At 58.8% G+C, this 18,878-nt stretch carries 16 protein-coding genes and 6 pseudogenes; 11 read left to right on the forward strand and 11 right to left on the reverse strand.

Going from position 1 to position 18,878, the window contains the following annotated elements; translation table 11 throughout:
* Window positions 1–214: 214 nt before the first annotated feature.
* Together ACYZT3_RS17195 and ACYZT3_RS17200 are read right to left on the reverse strand one after the other, a co-directional pair.
* On the reverse strand, window positions 215–988 hold the full coding sequence (locus ACYZT3_RS17195; RefSeq protein WP_282376074.1) for a ParA family protein: 774 nt from the start codon (window positions 986–988) through the stop codon (window positions 215–217).
* A 106-nt stretch (window positions 989–1,094) separates the two neighbouring features.
* A complete protein-coding gene (locus ACYZT3_RS17200; protein WP_282376075.1) occupies window positions 1,095–2,030 on the reverse strand; it encodes a Ppx/GppA phosphatase family protein in 936 nt (311 codons plus the stop codon).
* Window positions 2,031–2,338: 308 nt separating this feature from the next.
* Between ACYZT3_RS17200 and ACYZT3_RS17205 the strand changes: the two genes are divergently transcribed.
* The 3 genes from ACYZT3_RS17205 to ACYZT3_RS17215 all read left to right on the forward strand — a co-directional run bounded on the left by ACYZT3_RS17205 (window position 2,339) and on the right by ACYZT3_RS17215 (window position 4,593).
* On the forward strand, window positions 2,339–3,013 hold the full coding sequence (locus ACYZT3_RS17205; RefSeq protein WP_282376076.1) for a polysaccharide lyase family 7 protein: 675 nt from the start codon (window positions 2,339–2,341) through the stop codon (window positions 3,011–3,013).
* A 527-nt stretch (window positions 3,014–3,540) separates the two neighbouring features.
* A complete protein-coding gene (locus tag ACYZT3_RS17210; protein ID WP_282376077.1) occupies window positions 3,541–3,738 on the forward strand; it encodes a hypothetical protein in 198 nt (65 codons plus the stop codon).
* Window positions 3,739–3,879: 141 nt separating this feature from the next.
* Window positions 3,880–4,593: a metallophosphoesterase gene (locus tag ACYZT3_RS17215; RefSeq protein ID WP_282376078.1), complete on the forward strand. Its 714-nt coding sequence runs from the start codon at window positions 3,880–3,882 to the stop codon at window positions 4,591–4,593.
* Between the two features lie 101 nt (window positions 4,594–4,694).
* Here ACYZT3_RS17215 and ACYZT3_RS17220 read toward each other — a convergent pair whose 3' ends face one another.
* Window positions 4,695–4,892, reverse strand: coding sequence for a YbdD/YjiX family protein (locus ACYZT3_RS17220; protein WP_126366556.1), 198 nt, complete (start codon window positions 4,890–4,892; stop codon window positions 4,695–4,697).
* A gap of 14 nt (window positions 4,893–4,906) precedes the next feature.
* The gene (locus tag ACYZT3_RS17225; protein WP_462030355.1) at window positions 4,907–6,964 is read right to left on the reverse strand and encodes a carbon starvation CstA family protein; all 2,058 of its coding nucleotides are present in this window, start codon (window positions 6,962–6,964) and stop codon (window positions 4,907–4,909) included.
* Window positions 6,965–7,207: 243 nt separating this feature from the next.
* On the opposite strand from ACYZT3_RS17225, the gene ACYZT3_RS17230 reads away from it, so the two are divergent.
* The 3 genes from ACYZT3_RS17230 to ACYZT3_RS17240 all read left to right on the forward strand — a co-directional run bounded on the left by ACYZT3_RS17230 (window position 7,208) and on the right by ACYZT3_RS17240 (window position 10,148).
* Entirely contained in the window at window positions 7,208–8,575 is a 1,368-nt protein-coding gene (locus ACYZT3_RS17230; RefSeq protein ID WP_282382430.1) for a cache domain-containing protein, read from the forward strand.
* Between the two features lie 32 nt (window positions 8,576–8,607).
* The gene (locus ACYZT3_RS17235; RefSeq protein ID WP_282382431.1) at window positions 8,608–9,240 is read left to right on the forward strand and encodes a response regulator; all 633 of its coding nucleotides are present in this window, start codon (window positions 8,608–8,610) and stop codon (window positions 9,238–9,240) included.
* 86 nt (window positions 9,241–9,326) lie between these two features.
* On the forward strand, window positions 9,327–10,148 hold the full coding sequence (locus tag ACYZT3_RS17240) for a DeoR/GlpR family DNA-binding transcription regulator (protein ID WP_462030356.1): 822 nt from the start codon (window positions 9,327–9,329) through the stop codon (window positions 10,146–10,148).
* A gap of 52 nt (window positions 10,149–10,200) precedes the next feature.
* Here the strand turns inward: ACYZT3_RS17240 and otnI are convergent, their stop codons facing one another.
* The 5 genes and pseudogenes from otnI to ltnD all read right to left on the reverse strand — a co-directional run bounded on the left by otnI (window position 10,201) and on the right by ltnD (window position 15,368).
* On the reverse strand, window positions 10,201–10,983 hold the full coding sequence (gene otnI, locus ACYZT3_RS17245; protein ID WP_462030357.1) for a 2-oxo-tetronate isomerase: 783 nt from the start codon (window positions 10,981–10,983) through the stop codon (window positions 10,201–10,203).
* Window positions 10,984–11,022: 39 nt separating this feature from the next.
* A pseudogene (locus tag ACYZT3_RS17250) lies at window positions 11,023–12,312 on the reverse strand (GntT/GntP/DsdX family permease); the annotation flags it as partial.
* Between the two features lie 189 nt (window positions 12,313–12,501).
* Window positions 12,502–13,140: a 3-oxo-tetronate 4-phosphate decarboxylase gene (otnC, locus tag ACYZT3_RS17255; protein ID WP_282382434.1), complete on the reverse strand. Its 639-nt coding sequence runs from the start codon at window positions 13,138–13,140 to the stop codon at window positions 12,502–12,504.
* On the reverse strand, window positions 13,137–14,435 hold the full coding sequence (gene otnK, locus ACYZT3_RS17260) for a 3-oxo-tetronate kinase (protein ID WP_462030358.1): 1,299 nt from the start codon (window positions 14,433–14,435) through the stop codon (window positions 13,137–13,139). Before otnK ends, otnC begins: the two co-directional genes overlap by 4 nt.
* Before the next feature lie 27 nt (window positions 14,436–14,462).
* Entirely contained in the window at window positions 14,463–15,368 is a 906-nt protein-coding gene (gene ltnD / locus ACYZT3_RS17265) for an L-threonate dehydrogenase (protein ID WP_282382437.1), read from the reverse strand.
* A 209-nt stretch (window positions 15,369–15,577) separates the two neighbouring features.
* Here ltnD and ACYZT3_RS17270 point away from each other — a divergent pair.
* The 5 genes and pseudogenes from ACYZT3_RS17270 to ACYZT3_RS17290 form a co-directional block, all read left to right on the forward strand.
* Window positions 15,578–15,883 (forward strand): annotated as a pseudogene (locus ACYZT3_RS17270) (amino acid synthesis family protein); the annotation flags it as partial.
* Between the two features lie 14 nt (window positions 15,884–15,897).
* Window positions 15,898–16,240: pseudogene (locus tag ACYZT3_RS17275) on the forward strand (flavin reductase family protein); the annotation flags it as partial.
* A 32-nt stretch (window positions 16,241–16,272) separates the two neighbouring features.
* Entirely contained in the window at window positions 16,273–16,656 is a 384-nt protein-coding gene (locus tag ACYZT3_RS17280; protein ID WP_462030359.1) for a carboxymuconolactone decarboxylase family protein, read from the forward strand.
* An 88-nt stretch (window positions 16,657–16,744) separates the two neighbouring features.
* Window positions 16,745–17,497, forward strand: a complete 753-nt coding sequence (locus tag ACYZT3_RS17285) for a GntR family transcriptional regulator (RefSeq protein WP_462030360.1) — start codon at window positions 16,745–16,747, stop codon at window positions 17,495–17,497.
* Between the two features lie 55 nt (window positions 17,498–17,552).
* A pseudogene (locus ACYZT3_RS17290) lies at window positions 17,553–18,058 on the forward strand (NUDIX domain-containing protein).
* A 109-nt stretch (window positions 18,059–18,167) separates the two neighbouring features.
* On the opposite strand, the pseudogene ACYZT3_RS17295 reads toward ACYZT3_RS17290, so the two are convergent.
* A pseudogene (locus ACYZT3_RS17295) lies at window positions 18,168–18,533 on the reverse strand (IS110 family transposase); the annotation flags it as partial.
* A 60-nt stretch (window positions 18,534–18,593) separates the two neighbouring features.
* A pseudogene (locus ACYZT3_RS17300) lies at window positions 18,594–18,854 on the reverse strand (short-chain dehydrogenase); the annotation flags it as partial.
* Window positions 18,855–18,878: the final 24 nt, after the last annotated feature.

Genomic DNA, 18,878 nt, shown 5'->3' on the forward strand with positions numbered 1-18,878 from the left:
AGGATGCGCATTGTGCCTTCACTGACTGCATATCGAAAGAGCAGAAAGCCCAGCTTGCAGAGTCAACCTGAATGGGACTGAGGAGCATGTTGCACTGTGGGGCGTCGAACAGGGCGCTGCCTTTGCCATTGAACCCTCTCCAGAGGGCATGACGAAAAGACTCATGCCTCTCAATGGTGGACTAGTAATCTTAGCCGACGGGTAGCCGCTCTGTTCAGGCCTGGCTTTCAAGCAAACTGAACAGCTTTACGAATTGCCGGGTCAGCTTGTGTTGCGGTTCCAGATAGATCAATGGCTTGCTGGCCTGGTGTGACTCACGCATCTTCACCGAACTCATCAGATACGCAGGCAACACCGGCATGTTCTCGGCGATCAGTTCGTCGAGCAGTCGTTGCGGCAGTGCGTTGCGAGCCTGGAATTGGTTAACGACGATGCCCTCGACCTCCAGCCTCTCGTTATGATCACTTTTGATCTCCTCGATTTCTCTCAGCACACCGTAAATCGCTTGGCGAGAAAAGCTGTCGCAATCGAAAGGGATCAAACAGCGGTCAGCGGCAATCAACGCCGACACACTGTAAAAATTCAGACCCGGCGGCGTATCCATATAGATCCGCTCATAGTCTTCATCGAGCCTGTCCAGCAGCTTGCTGAGTTTCTGAATTTTGTAGCGTGTCTCGAGCTTGGATTGCAGATCACTCAGCTCCGACGAGGCCGCGATTAAATGCAAGTTGTCGAAGGGAGTTTCATGGATATTGGCTTGCGCCTTCTTCGATGCCGGGCCTGGGAACAGTGTCTGTTTGAAGAAGTCGGCGATCCCGAGGGGAATATCTTCGCCGCTCAATCCCGTCAAATAGTGAGTAGCATTGGCTTGGGCATCCAGATCTATCAACAAGGTGCGATAGCCCTCGGAGGCACTAATGGCGGCGAGGTTACACGCGATACTGGATTTACCAACGCCACCTTTTTGGTTAAAAACCACACGTCTCATGAAATGTCCGAAAAATTAGCAGTGGTGGACATCATGTCTTCCCTGAGTTTTATACACTGACGCTCTGTAAAGCGGGTTCCTGCTCTGCAAGGTTGCCATGGGTTGATCAGTGTTTACACATCAGTCCATGAAGAACACCGAACCTCAAGCCCGGCTCGGAAGGCGTCATATGCGAGACACCAAACACCTTGAATGCCGCCAGCATGAGCACCAGACCGCCAGGCAAGATGCTCAGTCGATGGCTTTGCAAACCTGCCAGTCTGAGCTGTTTGACATGCCCCACTTCAAGCAGGCGCAACGACAAACGTAACAGGCCGCTGTAGGTGATGCCGCTTTGGCCATAGTCGTTCAACCCGTTGGCCTTGAGTACTTTGGCCAGCATTCGTGCGGTGCCTGAAGAGCCGATAACCTGCTGCCAACCCACCGCACGATAACGACGCGCCACTTTTTCAAATTGCAGAGTGGCTACCCGCTCAGCCTCCAGAAGCGTCTGAGCCGTGATACAGCCCCCCTGAAAGTAACGCGCGCCGAAGGTGCCGCTGCCGATGGCAATACTCTCGGTCAACAGGGGTTGAGCGCCCTGCCCCAGAATCAATTCGGTGGAGCCGCCACCGATATCCACGACCAGTCGCCTGTTTTCTGTACCGGGTATCGTATGGGCAACACCGGCGTACACCAGTCGGGCCTCTTCATGCCCAGAGATAACGTCAATACGAAAACCCAGGTGCCGCTCCGCGCTGGCTAAAAACAGTTGAGCATTGTCGGCTTCGCGCACGGCACTGGTCGCCACTGCCCGCACACGACCGGCCTCGAAACCGCGTAACTTTTTGCCAAATCGCGCGAGCGCTTGCCATCCCCGATCCAGAGCCAACTCGTCTAGCGCTCCGCCTTGAGCCCCTTCCGCCAAACGGACAGGCTCACGCAAGGTTTTTACTTCCTGGATCACAAATCCCTGATTCCGTCTGACTGACTGGCCGATCATCATGCGAAACGCATTAGAACCAAGATCAATGGCTGCAAACAGGGAGGCGTCTCCTTTCATAGGGATTCCTTGCAAATTCATCAACCCGCAGGTGGAAACCTGCTGAGCGCTCTAGACGGTTTGCGAGGATCTTGCCATGGGTTCGATGACGCTAAGATGACGCCCTCTACCCTTTACTAACTATTATGGACGCGTACTCAGCCCGTTTTGCCCCTTCCTGCGGCGCCCCGCCGACCAAACACATCTACAAAACGATACAACCCCTCGCCGACCCCTTGCCCAATAGTCACGCCTAGACTACTGTACATCCAGACAGTATTAAGGTTCAACAGAGCAACACCCGACATCAATGGACTGAGGCAAAAACCATGACTGTAGACATCAGCAACTTCACCATCGCTACCCCGCTTCCAATCTCCGACACCAACCCGATTGCGCTTGAGCTCATTGGTTGGCGGGCGCTAATCGAATGCCCCGATGTCGTCAAGATGCTTGACGATGGTTCGCTGCAGATGACGGCGCCGACACTCGGTGCCTCCAGCAAAAGCACGAAGCGGACTCGCTGTGAATGGAAGGAGCCGGGGTACTGGCTGTTCTCCAGCGCTGCAGACCACTGGAATCGCCAAGAAATGCGGCTGACGAAGGTCAACTCGCTGCAGAAGGTCGTAATCGGCCAGATTCACGTGAAAGATTCAGAACGACCGCCTGTGAAGGTTTTCTGGAACAAAGGCAAAATCACCATGGGGTTCCGGTCGAGCTACCTGCAAGACAATCCGGTGAATTCCACAGTGCTGGAGAACGTGCCCCTCGGTGCACTTTTCAAAATCAATATTCACGCCAATTCGAGCGGCGCTGTCTCCGTATCGGCGAGCTGTAACGGCGTCAAATCGACTTCGGCGATCATGCGCCTCGACAACACTTGGGACACGAAAACACTCGCCTTCCACGGTGGCGTGTACAACCAGATCGATTACTCCGAAACCACGGACCCGGAAGACGGTTCAGTCTGCGTCATCAGCGATCTGTCCATCACTCACGCCTGATACCACGTACTCGGCCTGACTAGCGACACAGGTTGCAAGGAAGCAAGGGTGTAGCGGGATGCGGAAAGGATCAGCCTGCGGAAACGAAAGGGGATCAATGAGCCCAATGCCTTGGTGCGCGAGCAGTTGGCCAAAGTCGCTGTTACTTATCCCTGTATCGGCAATCAGACTCATTGATCGTTGCCCAGCGCAATGTTGGGCGATTTCCATTTAACTGAAATGGCGATGCATTGGCGCGTAAACAGCAGCCATGCACTATTTTTTTAGCAAAACAACGGCTGCACGTCTAATCACCTTTTCCCCCGGCCTTATAGGCTCAGGAAATATCCGAGCTAAAGGAGGCGAAAGCCAATGGCAACCATTCGTCGCATGAGAAACGCGGCGCGAATTTATTGACTATTCCTGGCGTAAGGATTGCAAAAGACGCTCGCAGCGGCCCCAGAGCGACGTAATTCTGACGCGGCGGCACTTTAATTAACGCTTAAGGACTCCAGCGAAGCGCTTGGTCAGTCACCGGGGGATGTAACGTGTCAACTCTCAATGAAATCGCAGCGAACCACGCGAGAATGGCTAAGGCTCTTGCAGAAGAGTCGACCGGGCTGAGTGAGCGCCACACCCAAATAGTGGAAACTTTCGAAGTCCCATCCATTGATGCGCAACACGTGCCCCTGCACCTCATCGCCGGCGTGCAGGACAACCACTTCGGGCAAGCAACTGGCTACTGACACTCACCGCGCTGGATCCGGGAAGCCTGTCGCGCAGGCGGTAAGAGTCTTCTTGCCGTCGCGGTAGTCGTCGACCAGCACATCCTGGCCTAAACTCAACTGACTACCAGCCCGTTGGGGAGCTGCGGGAGAGGTATTCCCATGCTCGAAGCTATCGAGATGCCGCGCGTGAAGCGCTTCGCCGCAAACGTTGCCGGCCGAGATTTCGTGGTCGGTGACATTCATGGCCATTTCACTCGGTTGCAGGCCGCTCTGGATGCAGTCGGGCTCAATCCCTCAGTAGATCGCCTGTTCAGTGTTGGCGATCTGATTGACCGTGGACCCGGGTGCCGTGACGCGCTCGACTGGCTGGACAAACCATGGTTCCACCCGGTGCGGGGCAACCATGACGACTACGTGGTGTGTTTCGACACCTGCGACCTCGACAGCTGGATCGGCAACGGCGGTTCATGGTTCACGGACCTGTCGCCGTTCGAGAAGCAAACATTCGCGGCGCAGTTCGCCAAGCTCCCTATCGCGATCGAAGTCGAAACAGCACACGGCCTGATCGGCATCGTGCACGCCGACTGTCCATTTCCATCATGGGAACAGTTGCGTAAGGAACTGGAATCGCCAGAAAGCAACGAGCAGCTGCAGGCGGTCCAGCACGACTGCATGTGGTCACGAAGGCGGATCGATCAGATGCAAAAGCATGGCGTTGATGGCCTACGCGCACTCGTCGTAGGGCATACGCCGCTTCTTATGCCGGTCAGCCTTGGCAATGTGATTCACATCGATACGGCTGGCTGGAGGCCGGACCGTGGCTATTTCACCCTGTTGAATCTCGAAACGCTCGAAACCATCCCCGCCTCCTGACTCAATACGGATCGGCCAATGGAGTTCACTTAATAAAAAACCCGGCCTCATCAGCCGGGTTCTTTAATTTGCTATTTAGATGGCATCACTGCCACCGACCCTCAACAGCACTTCGGCCCACCCTTGCCACCGTAACGAGCCTCCTGGCGTTCCCGGAAGAACATCTCGTAGCTCATCACCGGTTTGTCCGGGTGTTTGCTTTGCATATGCTCGACGTAAGTGTCGTAGTCGGGCATCCCGACCATCAGGCGCGCGGCCTGACCGAGGTATTTACCGAGGCGACTCAGGTCATTGAACATGGTGCAATCCTCGATTACGCGTCCGGCAGAGCCTGGAATGGCGCTTCTTTATCCGTACGTTCTTTGGTGCCCCAAGCGGCGATACCGACCTTCAGTGCAAAGAACAGGATGCTGAAGACCACCAGCAAGAACATCGCCGTCAATGTTGCGTTGGTGTAGGCGTTGTAGATCACGTGCTGCATCTGCTCGATACTTTTGGCCGGGGCGAGGACCTGACCATTGGCCAGGGCATCGCTGTATTTCTTGGCCAAGGCCAGGAAACCGATCGCCGGATTGGCATCGAACAGCTTGATGAAACCGGCGGTGGTGGTGCAGATCAGCAACCACACGGCTGGCAACATGGTGACCCAGACGTAGCGTTGGCGTTTCATTTTGATCAGTACGACGGTCGCCAACATCAGCGCGATACCGGCCAGCATCTGGTTGGAGATACCGAACAGCGGCCACAAGGTGTTGATGCCACCCAGCGGATCGATCACGCCCTGGTACAACAGGTAACCCCACATCGCCACACATCCTGCAGTTGCGATCAGGTTGGCGGTCCAGGAATCAGTACGCTTCAGCGCCGGCACGAAGGAGCCGAGCAGGTCTTGCAGCATGAAACGTCCGGCACGGGTCCCGGCGTCCACCGCTGTGAGGATGAACAACGCTTCGAACAGGATCGCGAAGTGGTACCAGAACGCCATGGTGTTTTCACCCGGCAGGACACTGTGCAGGATCTGCGCGATACCGACCGCCAGGGTCGGCGCACCGCCGGCACGGGCCAGGATGGTGGTTTCCCCGATGTCCTTGGCCACCGCTTGCAGGGCTTCCGGCGTAATCGCAAAACCCCAGCTGCTGACGGTTTGTGCCACAGCCACCACGTCACCGCCGACGATCGCCGCCGGACTGTTCATGGCGAAATACACGCCAGGCTCGATCACCGACGCGGCAACCATGGCCATGATGGCCACGAAGGACTCCATCAGCATGCCGCCGTAACCGATGTAACGGGCATGGCCTTCGTTAGCCAACAGTTTCGGCGTGGTCCCGGAAGCGATCAGCGCATGGAAACCCGACACCGCGCCACAGGCGATGGTGATGAACAGGAACGGGAACAGCCCGCCCTTCCACACCGGTCCGGTGCCATCGATGAACTGGGTCAACGCCGGCATTTTCAGGTCGGGCATGGTGATCAGGATGCCGATCGCCAAGGCCACGATGGTGCCGATCTTCAGAAAGGTCGACAGGTAGTCACGCGGCGCCAGGATCAGCCACACCGGCAATACCGCTGCGACGAAACCGTAGCCGATCAGCATCCAGGTAATCTGGATCCCGGTGAAACTGAAGGCCTTGGCCCACACCGGATCAGCGGCAATTTGCCCGCCCAGCCAGATCGAACCGAGCAGCAGCAACACGCCGACCACGGAGATTTCGCCGATGCGGCCCGGGCGGATGTAGCGCATGTAGATGCCCATGAACATCGCGATCGGGATGGTCGCCATCACCGTGAAAATCCCCCACGGACTCTCGGCCAGGGCCTTGACCACGATCAGCGCCAGCACCGCGAGGATGATGATCATGATCAGGAAGCAGCCAAACAGCGCGATGGTCCCGGGGATGCGGCCCATTTCCTCACGAACCATGTCGCCGAGGGAGCGGCCGTTGCGGCGGGTGGACATGAACAGAACCATGAAGTCCTGAACGGCACCGGCCAACACCACGCCGGCAATCAGCCACAGCGTACCGGGCAAATAGCCCATCTGCGCCGCCAGGACCGGACCGACCAGCGGCCCCGCGCCAGCGATGGCGGCGAAGTGGTGACCGAAGAGTACGTGTTTGTTGGTCGGCACGTAGTCCAGACCGTCGTTGTTGACGACAGCGGGCGTGGCACGATTGGGGTCGAGTTGCATCACCTTGTTGGCGATGAACAGGCTGTAGTAACGATAAGCGACGAGATAGATAGCGACTGCTGCGACTACGATCCAGAGGGCGTTGATCGCTTCGCCGCGGCGCAGGGCCACGACACTCAGCGCAAACGCTCCCAGGACAGCCACGGCAAACCAGGCGAGGTGTTTAGCCAGACGGGGCATAGCGAGTCTCCTGCCGACAGCCAGTGGGCTGCGGCGGTAATTTTTATAATTGTGTCCGCTGTGCGGAGCTGGCCCAATATCCCCGCATGCCGTCTACAAATAAATCCGCGTTACTACGTACGCCGTGTCTACGTAGTTCTACGTAGACGGTTGGTCATCCCGTCCAGCACCGCTACTGGACGCGCGTATCTTTGGCATATGATGCCGGGCCTTCGCCTTCCCTCGGTCCGGACAGGAGCAGAGATGCAGCTCAAACATAAAATCGTCGCGCTCGGGATTCTGCCGCTGGTGTTGGCCATCGCCGTCATCTGCGCGCTGGTGATTTCGATGAACCGTCAACTGGGTGAACAACAGGCGCAACTGATCGAAGACAGCATTCTGGCGAGCAAGCGCGCAGAACTTAAGAACTATGTCGAAATGGCGCAAAGCTTGATCGAGCCGCTGTACGACGACGGCCACGGTGACGAACACGCACAGCAACAAGTCCTGGAAGAACTGCGCAAGCTCAGCTTTGGCATCAATGGCTACTTCTTCGTCTACGACCACGAAGGTCGCAGCCTGATGCACGCGCGCCAGTCGGAGTTGGTGGGCAAATACCTGTGGGACATGAAGGACCCTCACGGTTTGCCAGTGATCCAGGCGTTGCTCAAAAGTGCGCAATCAGGCGAAGGCTTTCAACGCTACGCCTGGAACAAACCCTCTTCCGGCCAAGTGACCGACAAGCTCGCCTATGTGGTGATGCTGGATCGTTGGGGCTGGATGCTCGGCACCGGCATTTACCTCGAAGACGTTGAGCGCGCGACCCAACAGGCGCGTGACGAAGTGGCCCAGGGCATTCGTAAAACCATGCTGGCAATTGCCGCGGTGGCCCTCGTGGCGGTGTTGTTTGTCTTCGCCAGCGGCATGACGCTCAACGTCAGCGAGCATCGTCTGGCCGACAAAAAGCTTCAGCGCCTGACTCAGCGTATCGTCAGCTTGCAGGAGGAAGAGCGATCCCGGGTTTCCCGTGAACTGCACGACGGCATCAGCCAGCTGCTTGTCTCCATCAAATTTCAGTTCGAACTGGCCAGCCATCTGCTCGAGAACGGGCAAGCACAGGACAAGGGTTTGAGCACGCTGAGGGACGCCACGGAACGCCTGGGGGAAGCGATTGGTGAGGTTCGCAGCCTCTCTCACGACCTGCGCTCGTCGCTGCTCGACACCCTGGGCCTGCCGGCGGCGATCGGTCAACTCGCCGCTGAATTCGAGCAACGCAGCGGCTTGGTGGTGACCTACAACGACAACGAATTCGACTGTCATTGGGTCGATGGGGCAGCGGTCGCGCTGTTCCGCATCGTGCAAGAAGGTCTGACTAATATCGAACGACACGCCCAGGCTAAAAACGTCTCCATTACCCTGCACGGGTCTGAGGAGTCCGTACGGTTGACGGTGGTCGATGACGGTATCGGTTTCAACGTCGCTCAGGTCGAACGTCGTCATGCGGGCATTGGCCTGCGTAATATCCGTGAGCGTGTCGAGCATTTTGGTGGACGATTCGACCTGATCTCGATGCCGGGAAGAAGTGAGCTGGACGTTCTGCTACCGATGAAAGTGCCCGGCGCAAAACGCTGACGCGCCCCACAACAACTAGAGTGAATGCCGCGATGAGCCTGCCCTACCCGATCCGCGTCGCCCTGGTCGACGATCACGCCCTGGTCCGCGACGGCATCAAAGCGCTGCTGGCGGTCATGGCCCCCCTGGAAGTGGTGGGCGAAGCCGAGAGTGGCGCGCAGGCCATTGAAATGGTCGGGCGCTGCCAGCCGGACCTGTTGCTGGTCGACATTAGCCTGCGGGACATGAACGGGCTTGAGCTGACCAGGGTGTTACGCAGCCAGTACCCGTCGCTCAAGGTGCTGGTGCTCAGCATGTACGACAACAATGAATACGTGAGCGAGTCCGTTCGCGCCGGTGCCAGCGGCTATGTACTGAAAAACTCACCGTCGCGGGAAATCATTGCGGCGATCGAAGCGATCGCCAGTGGCGGGACGTTCTACAGCGCCGAGATCGCCCAGCGGCTCATCGCCGATAAAGGTACCGACAACGAGCTGACACCGCGCGAAAGCCAGGTGTTGTACAAGATGGCTCAGGGGCTGAACAACAAGGAGATGGCCCGCGAACTGGACATCAGCGTTCGGACGGTAGAAACCCATCGCCTGAGCATCCGTCGCAAACTCAACATCGACAAACCGGCGGCCCTGGTCAAATACGCGATTGATCACGGGATCATCTCTCGGTAGCAGGCACTCCTCGTTCCTTTACCGTAGATTCGCTACTATGTTTGCCCGCGTTCCTTGTCTGCGGATTCCTTCATGCTGGAGCTCGAATGCCTAGTCAAAAGGACATCGCCGCCGAAAGCGGCGCACCGATGATTCCTGAACAGCGCCGTGAATTGATGTTGCGGCAGTTGCGCAAACATCAGGTGCTGAGCGTTCATCAATTGATGGACATGTTCGACTGTTCGCACATGACCATACGCCGCGATATCGCGTTGCTTGAACAGGAAGGACGTGCTTACTCGGTAACAGGTGGGGTGCGAATCGCCAGCCAGCTTCACAGTGAGCCCAGCCATCAGTTCAAGGCGGTGGTCGAGTTGCCGCAGAAGCAGGCCATGGCCAAGCTCGCCGCCCGGCTACTGCATGCCAATATGACGATTTACCTGGATGCGGGAACCAGCACGCTGGAAATCGTCCCCTACATTAAGGCGCTGTCCGGCATGACCGTCGTGACCAATGATTTCGGCATTGTCCAGGCACTGATCGAAGCCCCCCAAGTCACGGTGATTCATACCGGCGGGCAGCTGGATCACTCCAATCAATCGTGCGTGGGCAGTCTGGCGGTTGCCACCTTGCGTCAGGTCGTCACCGATATCGCCTTCATATCGACCAGCTCCTGGGATTTGCGTCGCGGCCTCACCACGCCGTCGGCGCTTAAGGTGGAGGTCAAGCAAGTCGCGATGCAATCGGCCTCGCAAGTAGTGCTGGTGGCCAGCAGTTCGAAGTACGGCACGTTCAGCATGTACAGGATCGCCGGGCTCGAACAGTTCGACATCATCCTCAGCGACGACGCGTTGACCCCTGCGGCGGCCGACAGCATCCGCAAGCAGGGGGTCGAGCTGTTGCTGCCGTCTGACAATCCCCCGGCGTGAAACAACGGGCTCCTGCATCCAGCAGAGCCCGTCGCTCCCTCTTCTGTTGCGCTTAGCGCGCCTTCCAGTCACGCAACCACTGCAAGCCGGCCGAGGTGTTGCCACGCGGTCGGTATTCGCACCCTACCCAACCGTCATAACCCAACTGGTCGATCAGTTCGAACAGATAGGGATAGTTGACTTCTCCCTGGTCCGGCTCATGTCGGTCCGGCACGCCGGCGATCTGGATGTGGCCGATACCGTCGAAGTCCCGACGCAGTTTAGTGGCCAGGTCGCCCTCGACGATTTGGCAGTGGTAGCAGTCGAACTGAACCTTCAGGTTACTGGCGCCCACTTCCTTGCAGATGGCCTGGGCCTGATCCTGCCGGTTGAGGAAAAAGCCCGGCATGTCCCGCGTATTGATCGGCTCAAGCAATACCGTGACACCTGCCTTGGCCGCCTGGGCGGTGGCGTAGGCGAGGTTGTCCAGATAAATGGCGTGATGCCGTGCCCGATCACTTTCGGAGGGCAGCAGGCCGGCCATGACATGGATCCGTGAGTTGCCCAGTACGCCGGCGTATTCCAGGGCGCGATCAAAACCGCTACGAAATTCACGCTCCCGACCCGGCAACGACACCGTGCCCCGCTCGCCCGCCGTCCAATCACCGGGCGGCGCGTTGAACAGCGCCTGCACCAGGCCGTTGTCGCTCAAGCGTTGTTTGAGTGCTTCAGCGCTGTAGTCGTAGGGAAACAGATACTCCACCGCTTCGAAACCATCAGCAGCCGCGGCGGCAAAGCGATCCAGAAACGCATGTTCCGGGTAGAGCATGCTGAGGTTGGCAGCAAAACGAGGCATGGTAGCTCCTGAGATAAAGAGTTAGACAAAGGGCCAGATCAGCAGGGCCATATGGTTCGGGGGGAGATTAAGGGTCGCAATCAGCGGGCTGATGATGCCGGCAGTGGTCACCAGCGCCACCGTGGTCGAGCCCTGCACCGCGCGCAACAGCAGGGTCAGGAGAAAGCCCAGCGCCAGCACCGGCAGACCGGTGGTGCGCAGCATATCGGAGACCACGGCACCGATTCCGGTATCCACCAGCACCTTGCCAAACACCCCGCCGGCACCGGCAATCAAGATCACCATGGCCACACCGGGCAAGGCCGAACCAATCACGTCCGACACCTGAGTGCGACTCCAGCCCCGACGCGAACCCAGCAACCACGCACACAGCAAGGTGTCGATCAGCAGTGCCACCAGCGGCGCGCCGAGCACGGTCATGATGCCGCGCAGGATCGATTCGGCAGGCAGCAACGAGGTGGACAGAGTCCCCAGCAGAATCAGAATGATGGGTAGCAGGATCAGGCTGACGATCAGGCCAAACCCCGGTGCGGGTGCCGGCGGCAACTTGGAAACGATGCTGCTGGCGGACTCTTCCAGGCCCATGTGCGACACGGCCACAGCCGCTCGCTCACTGCGCTTGTCGTTGCCATTGGACCAGGCGGCCAGATCATTGTTGGTGACATGCGGGCCATAGACCTCGGCACGAATATCGTCGGTCATCGGGTACACCCGACGGGTCATGCGTGCGGCCACGCGGTAGCCGACATAGCAAAGGAACGCAGTGATGGGCAGACCGAACATCAGCACGCGGCCCAGGTCCGCGCCCAATTGACTGGCCGCGGCCACTGTGCCCGGGTGCGGCGGCAGAAAAGCGTGTACGGTCAACAAGGCAGCGCACATCGGCAGCGCAAACACCAACAACGGCTTACGCGCACTGCGCGCACTGCGCGCAATACCATAGGCCAGCGGCATCAGGATGATCACGCCGACCTCGAAGAACACCGGCACCCCCACCATGAAGCCGGCAATCGTCAACGCCAGCGGCGTACGTCGGTTGCCGAAACGAGTAATCAGCGACTTGGCCAGCGCCTCGGCACCGCCTGAGAGCTCGATGATCCGCCCGATCATCGCGCCCAGGGCAATGATGATCGCAATATGACCCAGGGTCTTGCCCATGCCACCTTCGATGGTGGCGACCAGATCGGCCGGCTTCACCCCGGCCACCAGCGCCACCAGAATGCTCACCAGCATCAAGGCCACGAATGGCTGAAACTTGTACTTGAGCACCAGGAACAACAACAGAGCGATCCCGAGCCCCGCGGTAACCGGCAGGATTAACGGGCTCATTTCCCACACCCTCCACGCCGGGTGAACGATAGGGTTGCGCCACTGGATCTGAACATGCCGCAATGAAGATGAGTCATGCTTGGTTTAACTCTTGTTATTGTATTTTTTGGCAAGCCTCGGCCATCGAGAGTCGCTGCGCGTCTCCCGGTCAGGGCCTGCGTTATCGGTCTGTCGTGTTAAGCCAACGCCTCACCAGTGCGCACCAAAAGTCTCTCGCAGCTCGTCCAGCGCTGCCTGATCGAGCGGTTCAGGCTTGGGATTGCTCATCAGCCAGAGCCGCGCGGTTTCCTCGAGTTCCTCCAGGGCGTAGCTGGCCCTGGATACCGAACTCTCCCAGACCACCGGGCCAAGTCGTTCAAGCATCACGCCACGAACGTTGTTGGCCAGCCGGGCAACCTGTTCGGCAACCGTCGGCGAGCCGGGTCGCTGGTAGCTAATCAACGGGATATGCCCGACTTTCATGACCTGATATGGCGTCAGCGGCGGCAGAATGTCGTCCGCCTGCCAGACACCTGCCAGCGTCAACGCCACCAGATGGGTGGAGTGGGTATGCACCACGCCGCCGACATTCGGGTTGCGGTCGTAGACCTGGCGATGCAGCGCCAGGGTCTTTGAAGGCTTGTCACCGGACACCCATTCGCCGGCGAGGTTGACCTTGGCGATGGTCGCCGGATCGAGGCGTCCGAGGCAGACATCAGTCGGCGTGATCAACCAGCCGTCGTCCAGGCGCGCGCTGATATTGCCGGCGCTGCCGACGGTGTAACCGCGCTGGTAAAGGCTGCGGCCGACCTCACAGATTTCTTCGCGCAGGGCGTTTTCGTTACTCATTGCGCACCTCCGGCCTGGGCGAGTTGGTTCAAGGCTTTGCTGAAGAAGTCGCGACCACCGAAGTTGCCCGATTTGAGTGCCAGCGCCAAAGGTTCGTCAGTAGTGCTGACGGTCGCCGGCACACCCGGATCGATCTGCGCGCCGATCTGCAGCAGCTGTACGCCCAACGCCTGAACAACAGCGCCCGAGGTTTCTCCGCCAGCGATCACGAAACGGCGCACACCGCTCTGGCGCAGACCTTGTGCAATGTCGCCAAAGGCTTTTTCCACCAGACTTCCAGCCTGCTCGACACCCAGTTGCTGTTGCACCGACTTGACCTCATCCGGTGAGCTGGTGGCGTAGATCAATACGGTTCTTTCGTTATCACGGGCGAAGGTCAAGGCTTGCGCCACCACCGGTTCACCCGCAGCCAAGGCCAACGGATCAATCCGCAGGGCCGGTCGGCCGGCTTCGAGCCAGGCAGCCACTTGCCCATTGGTGGCGATCGAAGCACTGCCGGCCAATACCACTTCCCCACCGAACACCGCCGGGAGTTTCGACGCGTCGAGGTCGCGCAGCTTGCCGGCACGACGGAAATTTTCCGGCAAGCCCAAGGCCAGGCCCGAACCACCGGTCAACAACGGCAGATCGGCACAGGCGGTACCGAGGGTGTGCAGATCGCTGTCCGACAAGGCATCAGCGATGGCCATGCCGACACCTTGAGCCCGCAACTCGGCGATTCGCGCACGCACCTGATCAGTGCCGCCGGCAATGGTGTCGTAGCGCAACAGGCCGACATTCAGGCGGGTCTGCGATTGCAGGACCCGAACCAGATTGGCATCGGTCATCGGCGTCAGCGGGTGATGCTGCATGCCCGACTCGCTGAGCAGCTGATCCTGCACAAACAAGTGGCCGCGATAGATCGCCCGGCCATTCTCCGGGAACGCCGGGCAGGCCAGAGTGAAGTCGCTCCCCAGTGCGGCCAGCAGCGCTTCGCTGACCTGGCCGATATTGCCGGCCGCAGTGGAGTCGAACGTCGAGCAATATTTGAAGAAGATCTGCTCGCAACCTTGGTCACGCAGCCAGGCCAGCGCTGCGAGGGACTGCTCGACCGCTTCGGCCACCGGCGTGGTACGCGATTTCAGAGCAATGACGATCGCATCGGCGTCAAGCCCGGCGGCAACTTCCGAGCTCGGGATACCGATGCTTTGCACGGTGCGCATACCGCCGCGCACCAGCATGTTGGCAAGGTCCGTGGCACCGGTGAAATCGTCGGCGATGCAGCCCAACAGCGGGCGTGCGGTGGAGGTAGTCATGGGGTGTTCCTCAAACGGGCTCGGGCTTCAAACGGACTGGGGCTTGGCAGTCGGCAATTCGATGCCCGGAAAAATCTTGATCACTGCCGAGTCGTCCTCACGGCCGAAGCCGGCACTGGACGCCTGCATGAACATCTGGTGAGCGGTGGCCGACAGCGGCAGCGGGAATTTGCTGGCCCGGGCGGTATCCAGCACCAGGCCCAGGTCCTTGACGAAAATATCCACCGCGGACAACGGTGTGTAGTCAGCCTTGAGAATGTGCGGTACGCGGTTTTCGAACATCCAGGAGTTACCGGCGCTGTGGGTAATCACCTCATACAAAGCATCGGCATCGACCCCTTCACGCAGGCCCAGCGCCACGGCTTCGGCAGAAGCAGCGATGTGTACCCCGGCGAGCAACTGATTGATGATTTTGACCTTCGAACCCAGGCCATGGACGTCACCCAGGCGATAAACCTTGCCGGCCATGCCCGCAAGGATCGCTTCGGCCATGGCATAAGCGTCAGCCGGGCCCGACGTCATCATGGTCATCTCGCCGGCGGCAGCCTTGGCCGCGCCACCGGAGATCGGTGCGTCCAGATACAGCAGGCCTTGCTCGGCCAGACGCTGACCCAGGTCCACGGCGTAGGTCGGGGCCACGGTGGCGCAGCCGATCAGCAGACTGCCAGGACGCAAAGCGGCAACGGCACCACCCTCGCCAAACAATACGGTCTGCGTCTGCTCGGCATTCACCACGACCGTAATGATCACATCGCACTCGGCGGCCATGTGCGCGGGCGAAGCGCATGCCACGCCGCCCTCGCTGGCAAACTGTCCCGCCACCGCCGCTCGCACATCGCAGGCATACACATTGAAGCCGCTACGCAACAGCGAGCGGGCAATGCCCAGGCCCATCGCGCCCAGACCGACTACACCGACATTCTTGTTATTCATGGGGCACTCCAGAGGAAAGCAGCGGCTATTTTCAACGCCAGCAAGGCGCGTGCAGGTTGAGCAGATAATCCTCCAATGATCAGAAAATGTGAAGTTTTTATATTAATATCATTTTTTAACATCGCTCTTGAACGGCCGCTCGGATGTATAGACGGTATTATGGTATACCATCAGACGCACAGACACTCTTACCCCACACAGAGCAGCTCATGAGTTTCGAAATCCGCAAGATCGTCAGCTACGTCGAAGAAACCTTTATCGAAGGCGGCAAGGCCACCAATACGCCCGTCACCATGGTCGGTCTGGCCGTCGTGATGAAACACCCTTGGCTGGGCCGCGGCTTTGTCGAAGACCTGAAACCGGAAATTCGCGCCAACTGCTCCGACCTCGGCGCACTGATGGTCGAGCGTCTGGTGGGCATCATCGGCGGCGCCGAGAAGATCGAGGCTTATGGCAAGGCCGCTGTAGTGGGCGCCGACGGCGAAATCGAACACGCTGTACAAGCGGCGCAGACGGCTTTCGACAGCGCGGTCTGACCGCCAGCGCCTTCAGTGCGCTGTCGATCGATCCGGCACTGGTGCTGTTCTGCCCCAACTATGCCTCTGACACTTACCCGATCCTGCGCGACAGCAAGCAGTTTGCGATTCACTTGCCACAACGCCAAGAATATCGAATGGCACCTCAGCGCACAGGGCAACCCGCTGCTGGGCAAAGCCACGGCGATCATCGAGTGCGAACTGTGGCGCGAGTAAGACGGCGGTGACCACGCGATTATCGTCGGCGCGGTGAAGAATCTGATTCTGTCCGACCCGCCGGTGACGCCGATGATCTATCACAAAGGCAAGCTGGGCCCCCTGCCCGCCCTGGCCTGACAGGATTATTCAAAACCTGTGGGAGCATAGTGATGAGCACTGAGAAGTACGAAAAAGGCCTGAAAATCCGCACTCAAGTGCTGGGCGTAGCCTACGTGAAACGCGCCATCGAAAACGCCGACGACTTCACTCGGCCGCTTCAGGAAATGGTCACGGAGTACTGCTGGGGCCATGTCTGGGGCCGTGAGGGTTTGTCGCTTAAAGAGCGCAGCATGATAAAGTTGGCCATGATTTCGGCCCTCAATCGGCCTCACGAACTCAAGCTGCATGTGCGCGGCGCCTTGCGTAACGGACTGACTCGTGAACAAATACGCGAAATTCTGCTTCAGGTCGGTGTTTATTGCGGTGTCCCCGCTGCCGTAGACAGTTTCCGGCTCGCCCGTGAAGCGTTCGCCGAGGCCGAGGCCTCCAGTTAACCCTTGGCTGTTTGATCTGACCGAGCACGGAGATTCTTGCGATCGAAGTGCTCTTTTTGCATGGACAGCCACACTCAGAGCGGACCCCATGAAACGCCTGCCACTCGACGACAGCTTCAAGGTCAATCGCAACCCCGTTACCCTGCGCGAAATCGTACTGGATAAACTGCGAAGCGCCATCATGAACTTCCAGCTTCTGCCGGGAGACCGTCTGGTCGAGCGCGATCTGTGCGATCGCCTGGGCGTCAGTCGCACGTCCGTACGCGAAGCGTTGCGTCACCTGGAATCCGAAGGCCTGGTGGAATTCGCCGACGCCAAGGGCCCACGGGTTGCGATCATTACCCTGTCCGATGCCGGCGACATCTATGAGCTGCGTTGCGTGCTCGAAGGCCTGATCGTCCAGCTGTTCACCCTGCGCGCCAAGGCCAAGGACATCAAGGCCCTGGAAAAAGCCCTCGAGGAAAACCGCAAGGCCCTCAAGGACGGCGAGTTGCAACAGGTCATCGATTCGGTTCAGGGTTTCTACGATGTACTGCTCGAAGGCTCCGGCAACCATGTCGCGGCCACTCAGCTGCGTCAGCTGCAGGCACGAATCAGCTATCTGCGGGCGACGTCGGTGTCCCAGGAAAACCGTCGCGGCGCGAGCAATCAGGAAATGGAACGCATGGTCGAAGCGATCAAGAGTGGCGATCCCCTTGCCGCCCACCATGCTTGCGTCGACCACGTGCGCGCCGCCGCGACAGTCGCTCTGGACTATCTCAAGCGCAAACAGGAAGAGACCGGAAAAATCCCCGACATCACCCTGCCGATCGCGCTTAAAGAACCACGCATAGGTCGCTAAACATGTTCAGTCGAGCTTTTGTCCGAAGTGCGGTGGCAATGACCTCAGGCTTCAGCTGCCGCCGGGCGATACGCACAAGCGCCTGATGTGCTGCGGTTGCGGCTACATCCATTACATCAATCCAAAAATCATCGCCGGCTGCATCATCGAGCAGGACGGCAAGTAGTTGCTGTGTCAGCGCGCGATCCCGCCGCGTCCTGGCACCTGGACGCTGCCGGCCGACTTCATGTAAGGCGGCGAGACCACCGAGCAGGCGGCGCTGCGAGAAGTCTGGGAAGCGGCGTGCGCGCGGATATTCTCTCGCCGTACTCGATCTTCAGCGTGCCGAAGATCAGCGAGGTGTACATCATCTTCCGCGCCATCGCGTTGGAGATCACCGGCCAGTGCGGGCCGGAAATCCTCGACTACAAATTCTTCGCACCCGAGGACATCCCTTGGGACAGCATCTACTACCCGGCGATCCGGCAGATCCTCGAACGCTATATCGAGGAACGCCAGGCCGGAGTTTACGGCCTCTACATCGGCAACGACGATACCGGCAAGATTCACTTCATTCGCTAGCTGGCTTGTTGGTGATGGTGGCTCTTTTTTTGATTGTGTACATATCCGTTGTTGCGGTAACGGCGACTTAGGGTTCCGCCCTTTCGTTCGGTGCCTCGAGGAGGTGGAGCATCAAGCGAGCAGCCAGATCATCTCCAGCGGCTTGCCATTCCACGTCCTTGTCCCGCTTTTTGACCTGCCCGTCCAGAAAGTTGAAGTGCTCATGCAGCGTCGTCAGAATTTTCTTGATGGGCTCAGGAACTGCACTCGTCTCAAGCAGCGCCGGTAGATCGTTGATTGATTTGAAGCCTGGGGTCAGGCTGACGCCAACCTCCAGAAGGGCGGCGACGGTACAAGGTTCCAGGTTCGCCAGGTGTTGAGTGAGCGTCACGCGAGTAACCTTTTTGCAGTAAAGCTCATGACCACGATCATCTTGCGCATGCAGATGGAAGGTGTGTTTTCCCAAGTCGATGGCGGCAATAGCTACTTTGTTCATGGCAACGGTTTCCGATGAGCCCCCTGCGAAAGCTTAGTGGGCGATCGCAGGGAGCGGCGGCGGGAGCCATTTCATTATTGGTGTGAGGATGGCCGCCGGATGAATCGAGTTGCACCGAACGTTGAGACCTTGCTCGGCGCAGTAGAGAGCCCCCGTTTTTGTGTGATTGCGAACTGCGCCGCGAATGGCGTACTTGCAACCGAGCAATACGCCGTCGAGATTGGTTTGATCCACTGCGTGCCAGTCCACCCGACGCGCATGTTCCGGGTCGTGCCGCACGGCGCTTTGCTCAAATCCGGTAATACCTGCGTTGTTCACTAAGGAAACTCTGAAAAAGACTTCCAG

The sequence above is a fragment of the Pseudomonas sp. MDT1-16 genome (assembly GCF_054898115.1).